Raw genomic sequence first — 23,350 nt, 5'->3', positions numbered from 1 at the left:
ATTGAGCTATTTTAGGTTTAGGGTTTAGTTGATAGAATCTAAAGTTGTACGATTTTGTTTTTCTTCAGATTTTATGATGGGTTTAATAGATTGATAGGGACATGATAAACATTTTAAAGCTGAATTCTCTAATTTTAATAATTCGTTTTTATGGTTGATCTCTAGACTATTAATTGAATTATGATTGTTCAAAAATTCTGTAGTATTTTCATTAATTTTAAGATGAATCCCTTCAGGCAAAATAATGCTAATTTTTAATTTAATGCGCGCTTCTTGATACTTTGACTGAATCGTGTAAAAATTTGCTAAACTTATATCCTTATTTAATGTTTGAAACTGATATTCTAATTCATCATTAATTTTTTTCGCGCTTTCACGATTAATAGATTTGATGTTTGTTTCTAATCGAATTGAAACATGATCTTGTTGGCTATTTTTAAAATCTAATAAAATCATTGATCCCGTTGCAATGTCTTGATCATTTGCGTCATAAGTTAATTTAAGATGACGAGATCTGACCGAATTCTCATTGTATCTGAAATTTTCAATCATTTTAATTGAAATTGTATCCTGAGCAGTGATGTTAGTCTCTTCAATTCTGACAAACTGATATTCTTCAGGTTGATAAAACGATTTTCTGATGCCTAAAAAGATAATTGTAATTAATGAAGCAAACCACAGGGTTAAAATGATAATATGAAAAGCTTTTCCTAAACTTCTCAAATTTTTGATCATTAATTTTAATCCTAAAATTAATAAGTAAAACATTGGAATTGCACTTAAAATAAAAATGACACTCGCAAAAAACCAATGAGGCACGCCCATTTCTGCGTGAGGAAAGTCAAAAATATAAAAGTCTTCAAATAAACTTACAGAAGTATAGCTTAGCAAAGCAACAACTAATCCAAATAATGCTAATCCACCAATTAAAGCAAAGATAAACCCTAGGATTTTGAGAGTAATATTCAGCAGTTGTGATGAGAAATTAATGAAGCCTTGACCAGCTTTTCTTGCACCTTGTTGTGTTTGCTCTTTATATTTCTCATAGTCGATATCTCCAAATTTTTGAGTGAACTTTTCATAGTTTTCCTTCACTTTCTTTTCTATATTAGAAATATTAATTTCTTCACCTTTCATCGCTAGTTTTTCTGCAGTTGTTATAGCCGGCGGGATTAATATCCAGAGAATGATATAAACTAAAACAGTTGTTCCTAAAGTTGTGATACCAAGAATGATAAATAAAATTCGCGACCAGATAGGATTAATACTAAAATAGTGTGCTAAACCTGCACATACACCAGCTAAAGTAGAATTATCAACATCTCTATACAAACTGCGAGTCGATTTCCTTTTTGAATAAGTTTCATAGTCATCCTCAACTTGGTAATCTTCAGGATTACCCATAATCTTGATCATTTCATCAACATGATGCATATTGATCACTTGCGTTGCATCTTCTCTAAAATTGTTAAAAATTTCAGCAATTCGAGATTCAATATCATTGATAATTTCATCTCGACTTTCTTCATTTGCAAGGTATGATTCGATTTCTTTTAAGTAGCGATTCAATTTTTGAAAGGCGAATTCATCAACGTAAAAGTAAATGTTGCCTAAACTGATATTGATTGTTTTATTCATCATTCGAGGTTTTAGAATGGGTGATTTTATTGACTGCAAATTTTAGATCTTCCCAGGTTTGACCTAATTCGTTCAAAAATGAAAGGCCTTTGGGAGTAATTTGATAATATTTTCTAGGTGGACCTCCAGTAGATTCTTCCCAGCGGTAGGCAAGTAGTCCAGCATTTTTTAATCGAGTTAAAAGAGGGTAGATTGTTCCTTCAACAACAATTAGACGTGCATCTTTTAAGTTTTTTAATATTTCTGCAACGTATGCGTCATTTTTGGAGAGCACCGATAAAATGCAATACTCCAAAATTCCTTTTCGCATCTGTGCTTTGGTATTTTCTATTTTCATTTGGCAGAGCTTTCATTGTATTTGACAAATATATAAACTTCACAAGCTACTATGTATTACAAAGTAGTGTTTATTAACTTAATTTTAACTTTTGTAAGTTATTAGAGTGAAGCTAATAATTCATTTAAATCTGTATTTTTATAAAAAATGATAAATGGAACTCAGTCCTTCTAAACTCAATTTATTTCTTTTTTTAAAACTTCCAAACGCATGGTTTTCAGGAGTAAGGTTAAAAGAATTATCAAATAATCATGCTGTGTCTTCTGTTAAGCATCGTTGGATTAATCAAAACCCATTTAAAAGTATGTATTTTGCTGTTCAGGCGATGGCAGCTGAGCTTGTTACAGGGGTTTTGGTAATGCAAGCTATTCAGAAATCTAACCGAAAAATATCGATGTTGGTCGCTCAAAATACTTCTGAATTTACAAAAAAAGCAACAGGCAGAATTCATTTTACATGTCAGCAAGGGCATGAAATTGATGCTATTATAGAAAAGTGTATTTCGACAGGTGAAGGACAAAAAATCTGGTTAAAATCTGTTGGTAAAAATGAAAAAAATGAAGTTGTATCAACTTTCAATTTTGAATGGACTTTAAAAGTCAAAAATTAATAGCATCTGTTTTATTAACATTTCTTTAATAATCATCGAACTTATTAAAGTTATATTTATGACTTAAAACGATTTGCTTATTGATCAAAACTACTTCACCTATTTGTAAAAATTATGCAAACAAGTATGCTAGATTACACAAAAGAAATCTTGAAAAAGGTTAGTTTTGATGCTCAGTTATTTGCAAAAGAATTGGCTAAAGCTGTAAAACTTCTACAACCAGAGGAATTGGATGAATTGAAAAGATTTACACAAGCTTTATGTCAAAGCAAGCCTGAATTAGAAGCTTCATTAATTTATATTGAATAATATTTTATTGAAGCAACTCAATAGATTATTTTAATATCTTCGGAATTTTAAATTTTTTCTTTTGAGGCATCATATTCAACGTGAAATTATCAATCCTTTAGCTTTTAAGGAGAAGCTTTTTCATTGGGCTTCTAAATCTTCTAATTTTACTATTTTAGAAGGTCAACAAATGGGAGCCACTCATCACCAATACGATTGTATTATTGGTGTTGGAGAGCTTTCATCATTGACTTTTCACGACAAGGTTGACTTTGATGGTTTAGACGATTATCATCAAAAAACACAAGATTGGTTGTTGACTTACATTAGTTATGATGTTAAGAACTCCATTGAAAATTTAAAATCTCAAAATTCTGATGATCTCAAATTTCCACTTTTAAAATTTATTCAGCCTAAAAAGTTATTGTGTTTAAAAAATAATCTGCTTTCATTTCATTATTTAAATGATGATTTTCATGAGATTGATAAAGATTTTAAAAACATCAATGAAACTTTGGTTGAAGAATCTTCTCTTCCAAAAGTAGATTTTATCAATCGGATGTCAAAAAAAGAGTATTTTGAAAATGCTTCCCAATTGTTAAAGCACATTCAAAGAGGAGACATTTATGAAGTCAACTTTTGTCAAGAATTTTATGCCAATGATATCTCTTTTAATTGTTTACAAGCTTATAAAAGCTTAAGAGACATATCAAAAGCTCCTTTTTCAGTTTTTTCTAAAGTTGATACGCATTATGTTATTTCAGCAAGTCCAGAAAGATATATTTCGAAATCAGGAAATACATTAATCAGTCAACCAATCAAAGGAACTGCGAGAAGAGATTCAGATTCAAATATTGATCATAAAATTAAAGTTCAGCTCAAAAACGATCCTAAGGAAAGAGCTGAAAACATTATGATTGTTGATCTTGTTAGAAATGATCTATCTAAAATTGCTAAAAGTAAAAGTGTTGAAGTTCAAGAATTATGTAAAATTTATAGTTTTGAGCAAGTGCATCAAATGATTTCAACGATTACATGTCAATTGAAAGATAACGTGAAGTTAAGCGATATTCTGAAAGCAAGTTTTCCTATGGGAAGTATGACGGGAGCACCCAAATATAAAGCCATGGAACTTGCTGAAAAGTATGAAACAAAAAAACGTGGTCTTTACAGTGGCTCCGTGGGTTATATCACGCCAGATTTTGATTTTGACTTCAATGTTGTTATCCGAAGTTTGCTTTATAATGCAGATGCACGATACTTATCTTATATGGTTGGCGGCGCTTTGACGGCAAAATCCATTATCGAAAAGGAATACGAGGAATGTAAGTTAAAGGGGAAAGCGATGAAAAAAATATTTGGGCAATCTTCATGAAAATTACCCAAATAAAATTATAGTTGGCTGATATTCTCACTCAATGTCGTGATGAATTTGTTGATCGGATTTTTGATCATCATTCCCATCATTGCATTAAATTCACCAGCGAAAACAAGTTGAACTTCTGATTCATTTTCTGATATCTCTTCAATTAAACCAGTTAAAGTAAACTTTAATTTATCGCTTGTAGAGCCTAAAACAATCTCATTAAATTCTTTTGTCTCTTGCAATCTTAGTTTAATAACTGGCATTCCTTTGAGTTGAAAAATAAAACTTTCATCTTCTAATGTTTCAAATTTTTCAATGCTTTCTGGCATTATTTTTTCAAAGTTTTCTACGTGTTTTAAAAATTCAAAAACTTCTTTTTGAGATTTTGATACCTTTACTTTTGGGCTTTCTAAATTCATATTTATTTTTAATTATTCCAATTGGCGGGATCTTCGCGCCATGTTCTTAATAGTCTTAATTCTTCTTTATTAAGGTAATTTGTTTTATAGGCTTGCTCAAGCAAAGTGTCATAGCTTCCTAACGTATGAAGATCAAGATGTTCTTTTTCAAAATTTTCTTTAGCAATGTCAAAACCATAACTGAAAATAGCCATCATACCTTTAACATTTGCGTTAGCTTCGGATTTTAAAGCTTTAACTGCATTCAAACTGCTTTTTCCTGTACTGATTAAATCTTCGATGACAACAACATTTTGATGACTATCTAAATGGCCTTCAATTTGATTTTTTCTACCATGTTTTTTGGGTTCTGGTCGAACATATACAAAAGGTAAACCTAAATAATCAGCTACTAATGCGCCAACACCTATGGCTCCAGTTGCTACTCCAGCAATGACATCTGGCTTGCCATAAATTTGCTCTATAGGTTTTGCAAGTTCTGCAACAATATAATTGCGTATTTGTGGATAGGATAATATAATTCTATTATCACAGTAAATCGGAGATTTCCAACCGCTTGCCCACGTAAATGGTTTTTGCGGGTTTAATTTTATTGCATTAATTTGCAATAAAAGTTCTGCTGTTTTTTGAGCTGTGCTTTCACATAAAATCATAATTGCAAATGTATAAAGTTTTCATTAATGACGTTCCAATTATTTTATCTACAGATAAAAATATAGGTGCAAAATACACATCAATTTCTATAAAAAAAGCTAAAATTAAATCTTTAATTAAAAAAGTTTCTAAAGGTGAAATAGAACATTTACATCTATATCATAAAAAAGAACACAAACTTTTAAAACATCTTAAAAAGAAATTAAAAGTCATTGTTGCAGGTGGAGGTTTAGTAACAAATACGGAAGGTAAGATTCTTTTTATTTATAGAAATAAAAAATGGGATTTGCCTAAAGGAAAAGCTGAAAAAGACGAAACAATAGAGGAGACGTCAATTAGGGAAGTGGAAGAAGAAACTGGCGTTGAAAATTTAAAAATTGGCGAACTTATTAAAGTTACTTACCATATTTTAAAAAGGAAGGGAAAATACAGACTTAAAGAAACCTATTGGTTTGCGATGACTACAGATTACGCAGGTGATTTAATACCTCAAGAAAATGAAGGTATCACTAAAGTTAAGTGGAAAAATAAGAAAAAAGCAAAGAAAGCTCTCAAGAAATCTTATGAGAATATTCGTTTGCTTTTTCCTGATGATTTTTTTGAAGAAGAGGTTACTTCATAAGTCTATAGACTGGATACTTTAAGTGAGCATCTTCATAATGTTTTGATTGTTTATGAAGCCAACTTAATTGTGCATACCAATTTTCTGAAAAATTTCTATCCGCATTTTTCTTCTCATCAAATTTCTTTTGAAGATCTGGATTATTTTCTAAAATTTTTATAGCCATATCTTCAAAAATATATGTAGAAAAATGCTCTTTTTGTTGTAAAACACTATCAAAGAAATTCCAGTTAAAAAAAGAATCTACTGCTTCAGGCTCTAATGTTTCAAAAATATATTTGATTGCTCTTTGATCAGTTTCAACAACAATATCACCTTCTCTAAATTCTTGTTTAGCTTTAAAGGTTTTAACTTTTGTATTTGAATGTAAATAATGACCTTCAAATGGCGATTGGCTTGTCTCAAAATCCATGATTCTATAATAATCTACTTCCATAATAGAATCTTTGTCCAGACGATGATATGTCACAGAATTCCATTTTAAAAGTTCTATGATTTTTTCCCATTGTTGAGGAATGATATAAGATTTAGGGACTTGAATTGAATCTGTTGCAACATATTTATTATGATATTTAACATCTACCGTATAGGTTGAATCACGGTTGTACTTTATCCTGTCAAAACCCGTGATTTCACTTTTTAAAGTGTCAACTAGAAAAGCTTTAAAATTTAAAATTTGATAACTCGTGCTATCTAACTCATATTGAATAGGGTAGTAATCTAAATTTTGGAAGTATTGATGATTATTCTCTTTCTTTTCCTTAATTTCTTTAGCATTTTTCGCACTTACCTTTGCCATCGCTTGAAGAAATGCATGAGTTCCTTCTACACGTTTTTTGTAACTTTTGAGCATATGTGTTTCGATAACTAAACCGATACTATTCCATAAAGAACTGTAACCAGTTGAATATCTTGGCGAATCTAAAAACTGATTAAAACCTCCATCTGGTGGGCGATTGAAGACATTGACATAAGGTGTAGAATCCCAATTATTTGATTGTAATGAATCTTTCACTTCAGGGATAAATCGACCTGTCATGTATTGACTTAATTCTCCGCCTAACTGGTTTTGTTGTGTGAAAATATGTGTTAAAACGTAAGGATAATCAGCACCATTAGTCGCATGCGTGTCAATAAAAATGTGCGGTTTGACCTTATGATAAATTTCAAAAAAAGCTTTACTGTTTTTTGAGTCAGACTTGATGAAATCTCTATTCAAATCATAGTTTTTTGCGTTGCCTCTAAAACCATATTCAGATGGTCCATTTTGATTGGTTCGCCAAGTCGAATTTCTCTCGTGTGCACCGCCAACATTGTAAACAGGAATGCTATAAATTTTCATATTCTCCTTCAGCTTGATTTTACCTTCGGCCAAATCTTTAAAAAATAACATTGAGGCATCAATTCCACCAGGCTCACCAGGGTGAATACCGTTGTTAATTAAGATGTTTAAACTATTGAGACTTGCAGATTCTGAAGCATATTCAACAAGATGAAGCGGTTCGCCATGGTCAGTTTTATAATGTTCGGTTAGCGTGATACTTTCATGATTTTCTGCTAAGTTTTTGTAAAAATGAATCACTTCTGCATAAGTAGAAGTCGAGTCACCATTTGTTCTCATATAAGCAGTGTTGAATTCTTTTTTTTCTGTTTGTACGGTTTCGTTTTTATTTTCCTTTTCTTGACAACTCATCAATAAAAAACTAAAAACGATTAAAAAAATAAATTTAGACATGGCTTTAGCGTTAGGTGAACTTTTAGTAGAATATTTGATTTTATAATATAAAGTCAATATTAATCAGGTGTTTTACGGACAACATCAGGAACTAATCCCGTGTAATCACCATTATTTCTAATCACATCACGAACAATTGATGAAGAAATATAGCTTTTGCCACTTGAAGTTAGTAGAAAAACAGTTTCTATTTGTTCTAACTTTCTGTTGGTATGTGCGATAGCTTTTTCAAATTCAAAATCAGCAGGATTCCTTAATCCACGAAGTATGAATTGGGCTTTTTTATAATTACAATAATCAACAGTTAAACCTTTATAAGTGTCAACTTTTATTTTGGGTTCACCTTTAAAGGCTTCCTCTAAAAAATGTTTGCGTTCTTCTAAAGAGAACATATAATTTTTATCAGCATTGACGCCTATTGCTAAAATGATTTCATCGAAAAGTGTGAGTCCACGCATAATGATGTCATAATGACCTAAAGTCAAAGGATCAAAAGATCCTGGAAAGACTGCTTTTTTCATAATAGTTATTTTTCTAAAAATAGGAATTTCTTATATCATCTTAAAATGAATTCAATGCTGTTTCAACAGCTTCATCGAAAAGCTGTGTTAAACCAATGCCAGCTGCTTTAGCTTGTTGAGGTAAAATACTTGCTTCAGTAAGACCAGGACAGGTGTTGCATTCAATAAAATGAGGTTCTCCGTTATGAAAAATAAACTCTGATCTTGTTAAACCTTTTAATTTTAAAATTTTGAAAATCTTTTCTGCTTGTTTTTTCACTTTTGACGCGTCTTCATCTGAAATTCTTGCAGGTGTGATTTCTTGTGATTGCCCTAAATACTTAGCTTCATAATCAAAAAACTCGTTTTCAGTCACAATTTCTGTAACAGGTAAGGCGGTGATTTTTCCATTGTGGTTGATGACGCCCACACTCACTTCAATTCCATCAAGAAACGATTCAATAATCACCTCATCATCTTCTTTTAATGAATGCGCAATCGCTTCTTTCATTTCGCTTGCTTTTTTCACTTTTGAAATCCCAAAACTACTTCCAGCTCTATTTGCTTTAACAAAACATGGCAAACCTACTTTTGTGATAATGTCATCAACATTTATTGAATCACCTTTATTGACAAAAAAGTTATCAGCCGATTTGATACCGTATGCTTTTAAAACTGAAATACAATCACGTTTATTAAAGCTCAATGCTGATTGATAATAATCACTGGCTGTTTGCGGAATGCCAAGTGTTTGTAGATAAGCTTGTATTAAACCATCTTCACCTGGTGTTCCGTGAATTGTATTAAAAGCACAATCAAAATGAATATATTTATCATTGATTTGAACTGAAAAATTAGCAGGATCTATAACGTGTTTTTCATTGTCATCAGTCTTTACAAACCATTCATCTTTAGAAATATATGCACGGTAAACATTGTATTTCTCTTTTGGTAGATATTGATAGACAACTTCACCACTTTTAATCGAAATTTCAAATTCGCTCGTATAGCCGCCCATTAAAACAGCAATGTTTTTTTTCATATCAATTTTTTTCAAAGATAAGTTTTGAGTAGCTTATCTTTAATTTTTAAGTTAGAATTATTTGACACAGCTTTTCCATAAATTATCATCAGGAACCTCAGCTGTAAATTTCATTTTTTCTTTTTTAACAGGATGAATTATTTCAAGTGATCGCGCGTGTAAATGAATGCTTGCATCTTTATTGCTTCTGTCAAAACCATATTTTAAATCACCTTTAATCGGACACCCAATTGCAGAGAGTTGGCTCCTGATTTGATGATGTCTTCCTGTTTTTAAGGCAACTTCTAATAAATAATAATTCTGTAAAACTTGAATTGTTTTGAATGATAATTCAGCTTTTTTAGAATTTTCAACAGGATTTTTATGTGCGTAAGATTTATTCTGTTTTTGATTTCTTTTGAGATGATGCACTAAAATCATCTGCTCGTGAGGTGGTTCATCTTTTACCAAAGCCCAATAGGTTTTAATGGGTTCATGCGCTGCAAAAGATTTATTTAAACGCGTTAAAGCTTTTGATGTTTTTGCGAAAACCACAATTCCAGAAGTCGGTCTATCCAAGCGATGCACAACACCTAGATAAACATCACCTGGTTTGTTGTACTTTTCTTTAATATAAGATTTAACCACCTCACTCAAAGGCTTGTCTTTCGTTTTATCGCCTTGTACAATATCGCTTGCACGTTTATTAATGACAATAATATGGTTGTCTTCGTAAATGATTTGTAAATTATCTTTGTTGGAAAGCATAAAATATATAGGCTTAAATTAAAAAGAGATGAAATCAATATGTTTTTGAAATAGTTTCAGAAAAACAATTGATGATTTCATCTCGTTAAAAGTTTTTAAATCAAAAATTAAGTTTGAATCACACCTAAGTTGAAATCTTTTTCAATAGGCGCATGGTTTGCAGCTTCAATTCCTGTAGAAATCCATTTGCGAGTATCTAAAGGATTGATAACAGCATCAGTCCACAAACGTGCAGCCGCGTAGTAAGGACTTGTTTGCTCGTCGTAATTGTTTTTGATTTTATCGTAAAGTTCTTTCTCTTTTTCTTCAGTAATTTTTTCGCCTTTCGCTTTTAAACGTGAGGTCTCGATTTGTAATAAAACCTTTGCCGCTGAATTACCGCTCATCACAGCAAGTTCAGCACTTGGCCAAGCTGCAATTAATCTCGGATCATAAGCTTTGCCACACATTGCATAATTTCCTGCGCCGTACGAATTTCCAATCACGATTGTAAATTTAGGAACAACAGAATTACTCACAGCATTTACCATTTTGGCACCATCTTTAATAATTCCGCCGTGTTCGCTTTTACTACCCACCATAAAGCCTGTGACATCTTGTAAGAAAACGAGTGGGATTTTCTTTTGGTTACAATTTGCGATAAATCGTGTTGCTTTGTCAGCAGAGTCGCTGTAAATCACGCCGCCAAATTGCATTTCACCTTTTTTGGTTTTAACAATTTTACGTTGGTTGGCAACAATACCAACAGCCCAACCATCAATTCGGGCATAACCAGTAATTAATGTTTGGCCAAAACCTGCCTTATATTCTTCAAATTCAGAATTATCAACCAATCTTTCAATAATCGGCATCATATCATATTGGTCGCTTCTTTTTGCAGGAAGAAGGCCGAAAATATCATCTTGATTTTCTTTTGGTTTTTCAGATTTTTTGCGGTTAAAACCAGCCTGATCAAAGTCACCTATTTTATCAACGATGTTTTGAATTTTTGTCAAGGCATCTTTATCATTATCAGCTTTGTAGTCTGTCACGCCGCTAATTTCACAATGTGTTGTTGCGCCGCCAAGCGTTTCATTATCCACACTTTCACCGATAGCAGCTTTGACAAGATAGCTTCCTGCAAGAAAAATACTTCCAGTTTTGTCAACAATGAGAGCTTCATCGCTCATGATTGGAAGGTAAGCACCACCAGCAACACAACTTCCCATGACAGCTGCAATTTGGGTGATTCCCATGCTGCTCATCACGGCGTTATTTCTGAAAATGCGTCCGAAATGTTCTTTATCAGGGAAAATCTCATCTTGCATTGGTAAAAACACACCTGCACTATCTACAAGATAAATGATAGGGAGATTATTTTCAATAGAAATCTCTTGAGCTCTTAGGTTTTTCTTTCCTGTAATCGGGAACCAAGCGCCAGCTTTTACAGTGGCGTCATTAGCCACAACAATAACTTGTTTACCAGATACATGACCGATTTTTACAACAACGCCACCACTTGGGCAACCACCGTATTCCTCATACATATCTTCACCAGCAAAAGCACCGATTTCAATAGCTTTTTTGGGATTATCTAATAAAAAGTCAATACGTTCGCGGGCAGTCATTTTCCCTTTTGAATGATGTTTTTCAATCTTTTTCTTGCCACCGCCTAAACTTACCTTGACCAGCTTGTCTCTTAAAGAAGAGGCGAGAAGCTTATTATGGTCTTCGTTTTTATTAAATTTTATATTCATTATATTGAGTCTGATTTGTCGCTAAAATACAAAACCTTTGTTAACTCAAAGCTTTGCGCTACAATAAAAATACGATTTATAAGTTGATAACTTCAAAACAAAACCGCTTTGAATTCTCTATATTTGCGAGTTGATTAAAATTCAAATTATGAATAAAAATACAGTTTTAGCATGGGCAACATTTATTATGATTGTTGTTGGTCTTGCCTTAATAGCTCTTGGTGCATTTCGTTATAATGATGTAGCAGGTTGGGGATTTGCCGCTGTCGGAATCGGATTTTTTGCTATTGCGTGGGTCTTTAATGCTTTAAAAGGTAGAGTTTAAAAAATAATAATATGGAAGAAAAGAAAGTAATTTTTTCAATGTCTGGCGTGAGCAAAACCTATCCAGGTTCGTCAAAGCCAGTGCTTAAAAATATCTATCTCAGCTTTTTTTACGGAGCTAAGATAGGTATTTTAGGTCTTAATGGTTCAGGTAAATCGACTTTGATGAAAATCATTGCGGGTCTTGAAAAGAATTATCAAGGTGATGTCGTTTTCTCACAAGATTATTCTGTGGGTTACCTCGAGCAAGAACCAAAACTAGATCCTGAGAAAACAGTGATTGAAGTTGTTAAGGAAGGCGTTGCAGATGTTGTTGCTATTTTAGATGAATACAATAAAATTAATGATGATTTTGGTTTACCAGAAGTTTATGAGGATGCTGATAAAATGCAGAAACTCATGGATCGTCAGGCTGTTTTACAAGATAAAATCGATGCAACAAATGCATGGGAGCTTGATAACAAGCTAGAAATTGCAATGGACGCTTTGCGTACACCAGAAGCTGATAAGAAGATTGGCGTTCTTTCTGGTGGTGAAAAAAGACGTGTGGCACTTTGCCGTTTATTACTCAAAGAACCTGATGTTTTACTACTCGATGAGCCAACAAACCACTTGGATGCTGAGTCTGTACATTGGCTTGAGCATCATTTACAGCAATATAAAGGAACGGTTATCGCAGTAACGCACGACCGTTATTTCTTGGATAATGTTGCTGGTTGGATTCTTGAACTTGACCGTGGTGAAGGCATTCCTTGGAAAGGAAACTACTCGTCTTGGTTAGATCAAAAATCTAAACGTATGGCGCAAGAGCAGAAGCAGGCTTCTAAGCGTCAGAAAACTTTAGAGCGAGAACTCGAGTGGGTAAATATGGCTCCAAAAGGTCGACAGGCAAAGCAAAAAGCACGTTTGAAGAATTACGATAAATTGATGAGTCAAGATCAAGAGCAACTTGATAATAAGCTGGAAATTTTCATTCCTAACGGACCACGTTTAGGAACTAATGTTATTGATGCTAAAAATGTGAGTAAAGCTTATGGCGAAAAATTGCTTTATGATGACTTAAACTTTAATTTACCTCAAGCTGGAATTGTTGGCGTTATTGGTCCAAACGGTGCTGGTAAAACAACGATTTTTAAAATGATCATGGGAGAGGAGCAACCTGATAAAGGTGAATTTGTTGTTGGTGAAACTGCAAAAATCGCTTATGTTGATCAAAGTCATTCTAATATAGATTCGCAAAAATCAATTTGGGAAAATTTCAGTGATGGTCAAGATATGGTCATGATGGGCGGACGAAAAGTGAACTCAAGAGCTTATTTAAGTCGTTTTAATTTCTCAGGAAGTGAGCAAAACAAGAAAGTAGAAACTTTATCTGGAGGAGAAAGAAACCGTTTGCATTTAGCAATGACGCTGAAAGAAGAAGGTAATGTTCTTTTACTGGATGAGCCGACTAACGACCTTGATGTCAACACACTTCGAGCTTTAGAAGAAGGTTTAGAAAATTTTGCAGGTTGTGCAGTTGTAATATCGCACGACAGGTGGTTCTTAGATCGTATTTGTACGCATATTCTTGCTTTTGAAGGAGACTCGCAAGTTTATTTCTTTGAAGGAAGCTTCAGTGATTATGAAGAAAATAAGAAACAGCGTTTAGGCGGCGATATCATGCCAAAACGTATTAAATATAAAAAGTTAGTTCGTTAATTTCTATCACAGATCATAACTGAAAAAGCTGCCTTAATTTTATTTAAGGCAGCTTTTTTTATATTTCTCTTTTTTTGCGATGCTTCCATCTTTTATGTGTCCAGAGATAATATTCCGGCTTTTTCTTGATTTGATCTTCAGTGAGTTTTAAAAATTGATCAGTAATTTCATAATCATCAAACTCTGAAGGATCAGAAGCGAGTGTTTCAAATCTACAAACGTAATGACCGCGCTTTACTTTATCAATAGCCGCAAAAACAACAGTAGAATCAAATTTTTTGGCTAATAATTCAGCACCCGTATGCACAGGGACATAAACACCCATAAACTCATTCCAATGATATGCTTTTTGAGGTTTAGGAGATTGATCTGAGATAAATCCACTGATTGATAATTCATTATTTAATTTTGATTTTGTTAAAATCTCAATAGTTTCTTTTGTTGTAATTAAATCAGTATTAAACTTTGCTCGAATGTCTCTAACTAACTTATCAAAATGCTTATTTCTAAGGCGTTTATAAACACCGTAACCTCTTGATTTTATAAAAGATTGCATAATGAAAATCCATTCCCAATTACCATAATGAGAGAGCATGAGCACTATACTTTTGTTTTGGTTTTCAATATCTCTGATCATTTCTATGTTTTCAAACTTGAACCTTTTCTTAAGTTTTTCTTCAGAGATGTGTATGGATTTAATTGCCTCGAATATTAAATCACATAGGTGCCTGTAAAAAGCTCGCATTATTTTATTCCTTTCCTTAGTGGTTTTTTCGGGAAAAGCGAGTTTTAAATTAGCTCTAACAACTTTTTTTCGGTAACCAAAAATAGTATACATCAAAACAAAAACGATATCTGACAAGAGATAGAGTAACTTAAAAGGAAGGATTGAAATCAGCTTTAGAAGTGGATAAACAATATGAAAAGCTAGTCTTTGCATGTGTCAAAATTTGTGCAAAGATAAGTATATTTGTCCGCTAAACTAAGCTTATGTACAATTTAGATGTGATCACGATTTTGATTATTGTTGCCAATGTTTTGATGTCATTCAAAGGGTTTAAAGATTTATCTTTCTTTGAACAGTATAAGTTTCAAATAGCGAGATTACAATCTGGCGAAAAAATCAGAATGTTATCATCTGGTTTTCTGCACATCAATACAACACATCTTTTTGTAAATATGTTGACGTTGTATTTTTTTGCAGGAACAGTGATTGCTTATGTTGGACAAATAGGGTTTGTATTAATTTATTTTGGAAGTTTATTAATTGGTAATATGCTTTCTTATCTTTTCCATAAAAACGAAGCTTATTATTCCGCAGTTGGTGCAAGTGGTGCTGTTATTGGCGTACTTTATGCCGCAATATTATTGCAGCCTGATATGATGTTAGGTCTCTTTTTTATCATTCCAATTCCCGCTTATGTTTTTGGTATTGGATATTTACTTTACTCGATTTGGGGTATGAAAAACCGAAATGATTCAATTGGTCACGATGCGCATTTTGGTGGCGCAATGGGTGGATATATCTTCACAATTCTACTAGTGCCAAGTGTCTTAACCAATCATTTATTTATGGTTATTTTATTAGCAGCACCAATTTTACTTCTTTTTATTCTTAAGTTTTTTAAAAAAATATAGTAGTTGTTTTTTGATTTCTCACGATATCTAACACTTTGGATTTATCTAATAAGTAAACTATTTCTTTTGAAATGATTGATGTCATTTTATAACATCTATCCACATTTATATCTTTTGATTTAGACAAATCTTTGATATAAATTTTGTTATTCTTGTTTTTAAAATTAGTTTTGCCTAAAAATTAATTTCAATGAAAACTTATTTAAATTTTGTTATCCTAATTTTAGGAATTGTATTTTTCAGTTCTTGTGAGTTGACAGCAACTGGAGAGCCAGAAGAATATGAATTATTGGATGGCCCAACAGAAGGTTTATCAAAAGCCGAGTCAAGACGATTTGTTCTTGGTGATGTTGCTTTTAACGATCAGATTTTTACAACCGAAACAGGTTTAGGTCCAATCTTTACAGGAACCAGTTGTGTTAGCTGCCATGCAGGAGATGGTAAAGGACATCCTTTTAATGGTTTTACAAGATTTGGACAAAGTGATGAAACAGGTAATCACTTTTTAGATCAAGGTGGGCCTCAGCTGCAAAACAAAGCTTTACCAGGCTATGAACCTGAGAACTTACCATCTGGAGCACCTCACACAAAATTAGTCGCACCAATTGTTACTGGTTTAGGTTTTTTAGAGGCTGTAACCGACGATTATTTATTGAGTTTACAAGACCCAAATGATCTTGATGATGATGGTATTCGTGGTGTTGTGCATTGGAATCATATTCCTGATTATGTAAAACCTCATGTCGATGCTGTTACTCAAAATGGAATGTATATTACACGTTTTGGTAAAAAAGCATCGGTCTATAATTTGCTAGAACAAACCGCTGATGCTTATAATCAAGATATTGGAATCACATCTGTATATGAACCTTATGATACTTATAGTGGTGATATGCAAGAACCTGAAATTGATGAAAAAACAGTTAATGATGTTGTTTTTTATCTTAAAACCTTAAAAGCACCAATTCAAAGAAATCAAGATGATCCAAATGTTATAGCGGGACAACAAGTTTTTGAAACCATTGATTGTGCAAAATGTCATTTGCCAGAAATGCAAACGGGTTATTCGCCAATTGATGCCATTTCCAATAAAACTTTCCATCCTTACACAGATTTACTTTTACATGATATGGGACCTGAATTAGATGATGGTTACACTGAAGGAACTGCAACCTCAGCTCAATGGAGAACTGCACCACTTTGGGGATTAGGACTTTCTGGAGACTCACAAGGAAATGCATATTACTTGATGCATGATGGTCGAGCGCACAGCATCCAGCAAGCCATAATGCTTCATGGAGGTGAAGCTATAAATAGCAGAAATATGTATGAAAATCTTTCAGACGAAGAGAAGAATAAACTTCTTGCATTTTTAGAATCACTTTAATGATGGATAGAAAAAAATTTGTCAAAACATTAGGAATTTGTGTTGTGGGAATTCCGCTTGCTTCTCAAGTTCTGCAGTCATGTTCAAGTATTTATTATGCAGATACTTTAGAAAAAGGAGGGAAAATAATTGTGGAAAAATCAGAGTTTATTAATGACAAAAATAAAGAAAGAAAGTATGTTTTGGTCACACCTCAAGATACAGATTTTCCTATTTCGTTATACAAAATTGAAGAAGATAACTATGTGGCTTCTCTTTTAAAATGCACACACAGAGGTTGTGAACTCAACGTTGGCGGCAATATTTATTCTTGTCCTTGTCACGGAAGCGAATTTACAACAACAGGTGAAGTGCTTGAAGGCCCTGCAGAAGAACAATTAAAAACATTTAAAACAACAACAGATGATCAGAATATCTACATCTACCTTAATTAAACTCATATTTAGTTTTTTATTTATATTGAGCTTTGCATCTCATGCTCAAGACTCATTAAAAACAAAGAAAAATTCAGCTTCTCAAATGAATATGGATGCTGCTGTTAATAAACCTTCTTTAACTTCAGATAAATCTCCCGTTACGCTTGGCGGTTATTTAGAAGCCAATTCAATTTATAGTACAGAAGAAGGAATTTCTGATGGTTTATCCTTTCAAGCCAGAAGATTAACTCTTTTTATGTCAGCAAACATTGCTAAGCGTATCAGTTTTATGACAGAACTCGAAATTGAAGATGGAGGAGAAGAAATGGCTATCGAGTTTGCAGCAATTGATGTTACTTTGGATCCTTTACTGAATTTTAGAGGTGGTATTGTGATGAATCCTATTGGTGCCTTTAATCAAAATCACGATGGCCCAAAATGGGAATTTGTTGAGCGTCCTGATATGGCTGTGAATATGTTAGCAGCAACTTTATCCAATGCAGGTTTTGGTGCTTATGGTAAAACTTATGCTGGTAACTGGATTTTTGGTTATGAAGCTTATGTGACAAATGGTTTTGACAATACGATTATTTCAAATGAAGAAGATAAAACCTATTTGCCATCTGCAAAAGAAAACCCAGAACGCTTCATGGAAAATCACAGTGGAAAAGCAACTTTTACAGGAAAAGTATCTATCAAAAATAGAAATCTTGGAGAGCTTGGTATTTCATACATGGGTGGAACTTACAATAAATTTGAAGACGATGGTGAGGAAATTGAAGACAAAGCTCGGTTAGATGTTTTTGCACTCGATTTCAACACAACAATTAAAGCGACTAATACAACAATAATAGGAGAAGCCGCTTGGAGTTGGATTGATATTCCTTCAACTTATACGCAGCAATATGGCGAAAAACAATTCGGTGCTTTTGTTGATGTCGTTCAGCCTATTTACCAAAACAAAGTTTTGGAATGGGAGAATGCGAGCTTAAATTTCGCCGCCCGTTTTGATTATGTTGATTGGAATATAGGCAAGTTTAAAGAAACAAACACCAATATTGGTGATGAACGAATTGCCGTTACGCCAGCTATCAGTTTTAGGCCAACGCCAGGAACTGTTTTTAGGATTAATTACAGATACCAATGGGATACAGATGTAATTAATAATCCAGCTGAAGAAGCAGCAACTTGGTATTTCGGGTTTAGCACATATTTTTAAGTTAAATATATTGATAAAAGAGGTTCTGGTAAGTCAGAAGTTTGAGGCAGAAATAAATTCTACTGCTTTCATTGTTCATAAAGCCAAAAATGACTTCAACAGAGCCTCTTTTTTATTTAAATAACTTTTAAAGTGCTGTAACCTTGTCCATTTTGGGTTAATTGTATTTGTGTAGAAATACGTTCTTTTAAACTGCTGACATGACTAATAATACCAATTGTTTTAGAAGATTTTGCTTGTAAAACTTCTAAAGTGTCTAATGTTTGATCTAGAGTTTCTGGATCTAAAGTTCCGAAACCTTCATCGATAAAAAGGCTGTTAATTTCTACTTTGCGTGAAGCAAAATCTGATAAAGCTAATGCTAAAGCCAAACTCATAATGAAAGTTTCACCTCCTGAAAGCGTTTTGACTGATCTTCGTTGTCCACCCATATGAGCATCAATAGCGATTAAACTGTCATCTTCACCTTTTGCTGCTTTATCAATTTGATAGCGATCGGTTAATAATCTCAAGCGTTCATTTGCTAAAACAAGAAGTTGCGAAAGCGTTAAGTTTTGCGCATAGTCATTAAATTTTTTTCCTTTTGAATCACCAATTAAATCATTCATCATTTTCCAACGATGATTTATTTTAAGTTGCTCTCCAATTTTTTCCTTTATATCAGATATTGTTTGAAGTGTTTCTTTTTGATTTTTAATTAATCGGTTGAATTCATTGAGTTGATTTTCAGTATCTTGTAAACGATTTTGTTTGTTTTTATAATTTTCTTTTAAATCATCAATAGTTTCAGAGCCTACTTTTTCTTTGAGTTTATCGATTTGTTCACTTAAATCTTTTTGACTTGTGTTCAGACTGATTTTTTGGTTTTCATAAGTCTGTTTTTCATCTTGATATTTCTGAAAAATTTGATGAGGTAAAATATGCTTGATTGCTTCAGAAACATTTTCATAATTAAGAGGTTCTAGGCAATTTTTTAAATAGTCGTTTTGCTTTTGATATTGGTTATCAATGTTTTCATCTTCTTCTTCAATCTTTGATTTTAAACTGTCAAGCTGTTCTTTTTCTTTTGATAAACTCAGGTAATTTCTTTCTGATTGATTGATTTTATTTTCAAAGTTATCACCTTCAAACAGTTGTTCGATTTCTTCTTTTTTGGAACGTCCCTTATTGAGTAAGTCTTCTAAATTAACAATAGAATTTTTGCTTTTTTGAAGTTGCGATAAAGCTTGTTGATATTTATAAAAATCATTTAGAGCTTCACTTTTGTTTTCCAATCTTTCCTTTGATTCAGAAAGAGAATCTGTATCAACCTCTAAGTTTTCAAATTGTTTTTGATATGAAATTTTTAAAGAATCTAATTCTGAAGTCAAAGATTCTAACTGATTTTCAGTTTTAGAGTTTTGTTTATTGACAGTCTCCAACTTTGTTTCAAACTGTGTCAACTGTGTTTTGTTTTTATTTAAAATTTCAGTTAATTCCTGAATTTCTTTCTCTAACTGATCATCGGCTTTAGGATGATTTTCAGCAAGCGGATGATCTAAACTACCACAAAGCGGACAAGGCTCATTAGGTTTTAAATCTATTCTATAATCTTCAAGTTTCTTCTGAAGTTCAGCGTTTTTTAAATGACTTTCCTTAGCCTCAAGTTGCGAATCTTGAAGCTGAATTTTGCTTTTTAAATCTTTAATTTGAGCAGGATAATTCTCAATTTCTTTCAGACTCTCTTTCAGATCTTTCTCTAAATTTTTAACTGTTTCGTTTTTTCGAGATAGTTCTGAATGACATTTTTCAGCATTCCAAATTTGCTTTAATTTTTCTTTAATTTCTTTTTGTTCATATTCAATATCAGTCGTTTCAGAAAAAGAATATTGTTTTTCTAATTCTTCTTTTTTATTCAGAATTTCATTAGTTAAATCTTGAACTTCTTGTAAGCTTGAACTCGGATGTTTTTGATTTAATTTTAATTTAAAATCTGCCAAATTTTCATCAATCGAGTTTGCTAAAGTTTTATAAGCTGTAAGTATTTCTTCGCGTTCTTTTTTAAATTTCCTTACTGTTTCTTTGTATTTAACGAGCTTGTCCTCAAAGTTTTTATCATTTGTATTTAAACCAAAAAGAGAAGCAAATTCGTCTTTATTTTGCTCAAGATTTTGATTGACATTCTCAAGCTTTTGACGATTTTCTTCCTTTTGAGATTCAAGTTGTTGAAGCTGTTTGTTTAAATCTTTCCATTTTTGAATATTCTCAATATAGGCTTGTAATTCATTATGTTTTTTGAGCTGAACTCCTTTTTCTTTCTCAAAAACTGAAATTCTATCTTCGTTTTCTTTGATCTGATTTTTAAACTTTTCAAGATCATCTTGATGTTGAAGATATGTCCGCTTATCATTAATTTGAAGTTCTAAAGCTTTCAAAAGCTTGCTAATCTTTTCTTTTTCCTTGTGTGTTTCTTGAGCTAACTTTTCTTTTTCTTCAAACTCTTTTTCAGAAATAAGCACTTCCTTATGGGTGGAAATTTTATCTTTTTGTTTTTTAACCGCATTATCCAAGTCACGATATTTATAAAATGCCGTTTGACCTAATCTTCTATAAATACCTGTTCCAGTAATTTTTTCAAGCAATTCGCCACGCTCCTCTTTTTTTACTTTTAAAAATTTCGCAAATTCACCCTGAGCAAGTACAACGGACTTAATAAATTGATCGTAATTTAAGCCAATCAATTCTTCATTTTTTGCAGGAACATCTCCTTTTTTATAATCTAAACTTTTATCATTAGAAATATCTGTAATTGACATTTCGTAGTCTCTTAAATTCCCAGTTCTCGCTGTTGAAATGTTCCATTGTGAGCGATAAATACCAGATTGACAACTGTAAGTGACTTCAGCAGAGGCCTCTTTTTGATTACGCGTTAAGATGGCACCTTTATTAGAAATTTCAGATTTGCTCATTTTTCCTAATCGCGGAACTTGATTGAAAAGTGCTAATGAAATTACGTCCAACAATGTTGTTTTCCCGCTTCCTGTTGGTCCTGTGATGGCAAATAAATTATTCTCTGTAAAAGGTGTTTTTGTAAAATCAATTTCGTGGTCACCTTTTAAAGAATTGATGTTTTTAAACTTTATTTTTAAAATTTTCATGAGGATAAAAGCTTATAATTCAGTATTTAGAAGTTCTTCAAGTTCAATAAATGTTTGTCTCAGTTCAGTTTTTTCTTTTTCTGAATAAGATTCTTGTTCGATCAAATTGTCAAAAACTTCTTTGGGTTTGAGATCTTCTAAATTTTGATTGATTTTATAAATTTCACTGGTTTTTACCTGCTCATTTTTAAAACTGGCTCTGTGTTTAACAATTTCGAAATCTTTATGATTAAAATCACTCACTAATTGATCTAATAATGTCAATTTATTTTGACTAAAGTCCTTTTCAATCATTTCAATTTCTACTAAGCTTTTTAAATGTCCGATTGCATCTAGATGAGATAACTTATTTTCTATTTCTTCAAGTGTGCCACTTATTTTTAATAATTGTCTGAATTTCGGAATCTGAATATTTTCGACAGCTAAATTATTTGTTGTATCGAGTAATAAAACCCTCTTTTCATCACGTCTTTCACTGAAAGAAAGCATAAGAGGTGAACCGCTGTAATATGTTGGAACGTTAGAATTAACTTGCTGAGGTTGGTGAATATGTCCTAAAGCAACATAATTAAAATGTGAATTGAATTGCTCAGCGTGAAAAGCAGCCTGATTACCAATTTGTATATCTCTCTCACTTTCTGAAGTGCTGACGCCTGCTGCATATAAATGTCCCATCGCTATTGCGGGCAAGTCAGGATATTTGGTTTCACAAATTTCAGCAGCTTCATCAAAACGCATTTGTATTCCTTTCTGAATTGCTTGCAATCTATCTTCATAAGTTTGTCCTTCTTCTGATTTACGAACATCAGCATCGCGTAAATAGGGAAGGGCAGCGATTACAACTTCAGGTTGTTTTGAATTTGGTAAAGGAATGATGCAATCCTCCATGTTTTCAGGTAAACCACCAATGACATTGACTTTCAAAGCTGATAATAAATCTTTTGGCGCATCAAGCATACTTGGCGAATCGTGATTTCCACCAGTGATAATGACATGACAGTTAAGCTTATTTAAAGCAACCAAAGATTGATAATATTGCTTTCTAGCTTCGGCTGAAGGATTAGCTAAATCAAAAACATCACCTGAAATAAGAATAGCATCAATTTTTTTTTCAACAACTAAATCACTAAGCCAACCGATGTAAAGGTCAAAATCAGCGTATAAATAATGTTTGTGTAAGCGTTTGCCAATATGCCAATCGGCTGTGTGTAAAATTTTCATAATTACGGGAGTGAAATCGAATGTATGTCAATTGCAATTTATCATTTTCTGATTAAAAATGATAGGTTTAAAAGTGTTTAAACTTGAAGATTTTAATTCATGAGAAGAAAGAGAGCTTCATCTATCATATCTTGAATCTCATTAGGGAATTTGATCTCTTGGTTTTCAATAATGACATCGGTTTTATAAAGCGGAAATTCCATTACAATTTTGGCTTTCATGGTTTGTAAAGAATTCAATAATGATTGCATGGCAAACTCTCCTCGTGGTTCTTTTGGCGTAAAAGTGATTGGCAAAATTCTTTTTTCTGAAAACTCTCCAGAATGTGTACACCATTCAATCATGTTTTTAAGAACGGCAGGTATATTATGTGTGTATTCTGGCGTTGAAATGATAATTGCATCAGCTTCTAAAATACTCTCCTTAAAATTCTGAATATCTCCAGGAACACCTTTTTTTAATTTTTCAGGTGTAAACAACTCAAAAGCATGTATATCATCATACACCTGCATTTGATGTTTATCGGCAATGCTTTTCTGTATAGCTTTCAGCATGTAATAATTACTGCTTTTTTGACTTGCAGAACCTGAAATACCAAGAATTTTCATGAATT

23 protein-coding genes are annotated in these 23,350 nt (G+C 32.5%); 10 read left to right on the top strand and 13 right to left on the bottom strand.

The window, feature by feature from the left end:
• Positions 1-24: 24 nt before the first annotated feature.
• Together BLV84_RS02485 and BLV84_RS02480 are read right to left on the bottom strand one after the other, a co-directional pair.
• The gene (locus BLV84_RS02485; protein WP_159429381.1) at positions 25-1,638 is read right to left on the bottom strand and encodes a PspC domain-containing protein; all 1,614 of its coding nucleotides are present in this window, start codon (positions 1,636-1,638) and stop codon (positions 25-27) included.
• Positions 1,631-1,975 carry a PadR family transcriptional regulator gene (locus BLV84_RS02480; protein ID WP_093239043.1) on the bottom strand — a complete coding sequence of 115 codons (345 nt, stop codon included), beginning with the start codon at positions 1,973-1,975 and terminating at the stop codon, positions 1,631-1,633. Before BLV84_RS02480 ends, BLV84_RS02485 begins: the two co-directional genes overlap by 8 nt.
• 154 nt (positions 1,976-2,129) lie before the next feature.
• On the opposite strand from BLV84_RS02480, the gene BLV84_RS02475 reads away from it, so the two are divergent.
• The 3 genes from BLV84_RS02475 to BLV84_RS02465 all read left to right on the top strand — a co-directional run bounded on the left by BLV84_RS02475 (position 2,130) and on the right by BLV84_RS02465 (position 4,248).
• A complete protein-coding gene (locus BLV84_RS02475) occupies positions 2,130-2,585 on the top strand; it encodes a DUF4442 domain-containing protein (protein WP_093239040.1) in 456 nt (151 codons plus the stop codon).
• Between the two features lie 114 nt (positions 2,586-2,699).
• On the top strand, positions 2,700-2,894 hold the full coding sequence (locus tag BLV84_RS02470; protein WP_093239037.1) for a hypothetical protein: 195 nt from the start codon (positions 2,700-2,702) through the stop codon (positions 2,892-2,894).
• A gap of 61 nt (positions 2,895-2,955) precedes the next feature.
• Complete coding sequence (locus BLV84_RS02465) at positions 2,956-4,248, top strand: anthranilate synthase component I family protein (protein ID WP_093239031.1); 1,293 nt, start codon at positions 2,956-2,958, stop codon at positions 4,246-4,248.
• 17 nt (positions 4,249-4,265) lie between these two features.
• Here the strand turns inward: BLV84_RS02465 and BLV84_RS02460 are convergent, their stop codons facing one another.
• Both BLV84_RS02460 and pyrE read right to left on the bottom strand, forming a co-directional pair.
• The gene (locus tag BLV84_RS02460) at positions 4,266-4,658 is read right to left on the bottom strand and encodes an orotate phosphoribosyltransferase (RefSeq protein WP_093239028.1); all 393 of its coding nucleotides are present in this window, start codon (positions 4,656-4,658) and stop codon (positions 4,266-4,268) included.
• An 8-nt stretch (positions 4,659-4,666) separates the two neighbouring features.
• A complete protein-coding gene (pyrE, locus tag BLV84_RS02455; protein WP_093239025.1) occupies positions 4,667-5,311 on the bottom strand; it encodes an orotate phosphoribosyltransferase in 645 nt (214 codons plus the stop codon).
• An 8-nt stretch (positions 5,312-5,319) separates the two neighbouring features.
• On the opposite strand from pyrE, the gene BLV84_RS02450 reads away from it, so the two are divergent.
• Positions 5,320-5,934, top strand: a complete 615-nt coding sequence (locus tag BLV84_RS02450; RefSeq protein ID WP_093239022.1) for an NUDIX hydrolase — start codon at positions 5,320-5,322, stop codon at positions 5,932-5,934.
• On the opposite strand, the gene BLV84_RS02445 is transcribed toward BLV84_RS02450, so the two are convergent.
• The 5 genes from BLV84_RS02445 to BLV84_RS02425 form a co-directional block, all read right to left on the bottom strand.
• Positions 5,924-7,669, bottom strand: a complete 1,746-nt coding sequence (locus BLV84_RS02445) for a M14 family metallopeptidase (protein WP_234953077.1) — start codon at positions 7,667-7,669, stop codon at positions 5,924-5,926. The two genes, BLV84_RS02450 and BLV84_RS02445, sit on opposite strands and share 11 nt — an antisense overlap.
• A gap of 59 nt (positions 7,670-7,728) precedes the next feature.
• Positions 7,729-8,190, bottom strand: a complete 462-nt coding sequence (gene coaD / locus BLV84_RS02440; RefSeq protein ID WP_093239019.1) for a pantetheine-phosphate adenylyltransferase — start codon at positions 8,188-8,190, stop codon at positions 7,729-7,731.
• Between the two features lie 40 nt (positions 8,191-8,230).
• Positions 8,231-9,211: a D-alanine--D-alanine ligase gene (locus tag BLV84_RS02435; RefSeq protein WP_093239016.1), complete on the bottom strand. Its 981-nt coding sequence runs from the start codon at positions 9,209-9,211 to the stop codon at positions 8,231-8,233.
• A gap of 57 nt (positions 9,212-9,268) precedes the next feature.
• Positions 9,269-9,958: an RluA family pseudouridine synthase gene (locus BLV84_RS02430; protein ID WP_093239013.1), complete on the bottom strand. Its 690-nt coding sequence runs from the start codon at positions 9,956-9,958 to the stop codon at positions 9,269-9,271.
• A 107-nt stretch (positions 9,959-10,065) separates the two neighbouring features.
• Positions 10,066-11,694, bottom strand: a complete 1,629-nt coding sequence (locus BLV84_RS02425) for an acyl-CoA carboxylase subunit beta (protein WP_093239010.1) — start codon at positions 11,692-11,694, stop codon at positions 10,066-10,068.
• 148 nt (positions 11,695-11,842) lie between these two features.
• Between BLV84_RS02425 and BLV84_RS12550 the strand changes: the two genes are divergently transcribed.
• Positions 11,843-12,019 carry a CAL67264 family membrane protein gene (locus tag BLV84_RS12550; protein WP_093239007.1) on the top strand — a complete coding sequence of 59 codons (177 nt, stop codon included), beginning with the start codon at positions 11,843-11,845 and terminating at the stop codon, positions 12,017-12,019.
• Positions 12,020-12,030: 11 nt separating this feature from the next.
• Positions 12,031-13,719, top strand: coding sequence for an energy-dependent translational throttle protein EttA (gene ettA, locus BLV84_RS02415; RefSeq protein ID WP_093239005.1), 1,689 nt, complete (start codon positions 12,031-12,033; stop codon positions 13,717-13,719).
• Between the two features lie 58 nt (positions 13,720-13,777).
• Here ettA and BLV84_RS02410 read toward each other — a convergent pair whose 3' ends face one another.
• Positions 13,778-14,659 (bottom strand): lysophospholipid acyltransferase family protein, encoded by an 882-nt coding sequence (locus tag BLV84_RS02410; protein WP_093239002.1) that lies wholly within the window; start codon positions 14,657-14,659, stop codon positions 13,778-13,780.
• 50 nt (positions 14,660-14,709) lie between these two features.
• Here BLV84_RS02410 and BLV84_RS02405 point away from each other — a divergent pair, with 50 nt between their 5' ends.
• The 4 genes from BLV84_RS02405 to BLV84_RS02390 all read left to right on the top strand — a co-directional run bounded on the left by BLV84_RS02405 (position 14,710) and on the right by BLV84_RS02390 (position 18,379).
• Positions 14,710-15,357, top strand: a complete 648-nt coding sequence (locus tag BLV84_RS02405) for a rhomboid family intramembrane serine protease (RefSeq protein ID WP_093238999.1) — start codon at positions 14,710-14,712, stop codon at positions 15,355-15,357.
• A 190-nt stretch (positions 15,358-15,547) separates the two neighbouring features.
• Positions 15,548-16,744 carry a di-heme oxidoredictase family protein gene (locus BLV84_RS02400; protein WP_093238996.1) on the top strand — a complete coding sequence of 399 codons (1,197 nt, stop codon included), beginning with the start codon at positions 15,548-15,550 and terminating at the stop codon, positions 16,742-16,744.
• Entirely contained in the window at positions 16,744-17,178 is a 435-nt protein-coding gene (locus BLV84_RS02395) for a QcrA and Rieske domain-containing protein (protein WP_093238993.1), read from the top strand. Before BLV84_RS02400 ends, BLV84_RS02395 begins: the two co-directional genes overlap by 1 nt.
• Entirely contained in the window at positions 17,147-18,379 is a 1,233-nt protein-coding gene (locus BLV84_RS02390; protein WP_234953075.1) for a hypothetical protein, read from the top strand. Before BLV84_RS02395 ends, BLV84_RS02390 begins: the two co-directional genes overlap by 32 nt.
• Before the next feature lie 116 nt (positions 18,380-18,495).
• On the opposite strand, the gene BLV84_RS02385 is transcribed toward BLV84_RS02390, so the two are convergent.
• The 3 genes from BLV84_RS02385 to BLV84_RS02375 form a co-directional block, all read right to left on the bottom strand.
• Complete coding sequence (locus tag BLV84_RS02385; RefSeq protein WP_093238990.1) at positions 18,496-21,516, bottom strand: AAA family ATPase; 3,021 nt, start codon at positions 21,514-21,516, stop codon at positions 18,496-18,498.
• 12 nt (positions 21,517-21,528) lie between these two features.
• On the bottom strand, positions 21,529-22,737 hold the full coding sequence (gene sbcD, locus BLV84_RS02380) for an exonuclease SbcCD subunit D C-terminal domain-containing protein (protein WP_093238986.1): 1,209 nt from the start codon (positions 22,735-22,737) through the stop codon (positions 21,529-21,531).
• A gap of 92 nt (positions 22,738-22,829) precedes the next feature.
• Positions 22,830-23,345, bottom strand: a complete 516-nt coding sequence (locus BLV84_RS02375; protein WP_093238980.1) for an NADPH-dependent FMN reductase — start codon at positions 23,343-23,345, stop codon at positions 22,830-22,832.
• Between the last annotated feature and the right edge of the window lie 5 nt (positions 23,346-23,350).

Source organism: Psychroflexus halocasei (assembly GCF_900107595.1).
GTDB classification, from domain to species: domain Bacteria; phylum Bacteroidota; class Bacteroidia; order Flavobacteriales; family Flavobacteriaceae; genus Psychroflexus; species Psychroflexus halocasei.
The sequence above is the reverse complement of the archived record's forward strand: the minus strand, read 5'-3'. Positions and strand labels throughout refer to the sequence as shown.

Coding starts and splice junctions, on each gene's coding strand:
- BLV84_RS02485 (WP_159429381.1), bottom strand. CDS start 1,638: ATGAATAAAACAATCAATATCAGTTTAGGCAACATTTACTTTTACGTT.
- BLV84_RS02480 (WP_093239043.1), bottom strand. CDS start 1,975: ATGAAAATAGAAAATACCAAAGCACAGATGCGAAAAGGAATTTTGGAG.
- BLV84_RS02475 (WP_093239040.1), top strand. CDS start 2,130: ATGGAACTCAGTCCTTCTAAACTCAATTTATTTCTTTTTTTAAAACTT.
- BLV84_RS02470 (WP_093239037.1), top strand. CDS start 2,700: ATGCAAACAAGTATGCTAGATTACACAAAAGAAATCTTGAAAAAGGTT.
- BLV84_RS02460 (WP_093239028.1), bottom strand. CDS start 4,658: ATGAATTTAGAAAGCCCAAAAGTAAAGGTATCAAAATCTCAAAAAGAA.
- pyrE (WP_093239025.1), bottom strand. CDS start 5,311: ATGATTTTATGTGAAAGCACAGCTCAAAAAACAGCAGAACTTTTATTG.
- BLV84_RS02450 (WP_093239022.1), top strand. CDS start 5,320: ATGTATAAAGTTTTCATTAATGACGTTCCAATTATTTTATCTACAGAT.
- BLV84_RS02445 (WP_234953077.1), bottom strand. CDS start 7,669: ATGTCTAAATTTATTTTTTTAATCGTTTTTAGTTTTTTATTGATGAGT.
- coaD (WP_093239019.1), bottom strand. CDS start 8,190: ATGAAAAAAGCAGTCTTTCCAGGATCTTTTGATCCTTTGACTTTAGGT.
- BLV84_RS02435 (WP_093239016.1), bottom strand. CDS start 9,211: ATGAAAAAAAACATTGCTGTTTTAATGGGCGGCTATACGAGCGAATTT.
- BLV84_RS02430 (WP_093239013.1), bottom strand. CDS start 9,958: ATGCTTTCCAACAAAGATAATTTACAAATCATTTACGAAGACAACCAT.
- BLV84_RS02425 (WP_093239010.1), bottom strand. CDS start 11,694: ATGAATATAAAATTTAATAAAAACGAAGACCATAATAAGCTTCTCGCC.
- BLV84_RS12550 (WP_093239007.1), top strand. CDS start 11,843: ATGAATAAAAATACAGTTTTAGCATGGGCAACATTTATTATGATTGTT.
- ettA (WP_093239005.1), top strand. CDS start 12,031: ATGGAAGAAAAGAAAGTAATTTTTTCAATGTCTGGCGTGAGCAAAACC.
- BLV84_RS02410 (WP_093239002.1), bottom strand. CDS start 14,659: ATGCAAAGACTAGCTTTTCATATTGTTTATCCACTTCTAAAGCTGATT.
- BLV84_RS02405 (WP_093238999.1), top strand. CDS start 14,710: ATGTACAATTTAGATGTGATCACGATTTTGATTATTGTTGCCAATGTT.
- BLV84_RS02400 (WP_093238996.1), top strand. CDS start 15,548: ATGAAAACTTATTTAAATTTTGTTATCCTAATTTTAGGAATTGTATTT.
- BLV84_RS02395 (WP_093238993.1), top strand. CDS start 16,744: ATGATGGATAGAAAAAAATTTGTCAAAACATTAGGAATTTGTGTTGTG.
- BLV84_RS02390 (WP_234953075.1), top strand. CDS start 17,147: ATGATCAGAATATCTACATCTACCTTAATTAAACTCATATTTAGTTTT.
- BLV84_RS02385 (WP_093238990.1), bottom strand. CDS start 21,516: ATGAAAATTTTAAAAATAAAGTTTAAAAACATCAATTCTTTAAAAGGT.
- sbcD (WP_093238986.1), bottom strand. CDS start 22,737: ATGAAAATTTTACACACAGCCGATTGGCATATTGGCAAACGCTTACAC.
- BLV84_RS02375 (WP_093238980.1), bottom strand. CDS start 23,345: ATGAAAATTCTTGGTATTTCAGGTTCTGCAAGTCAAAAAAGCAGTAAT.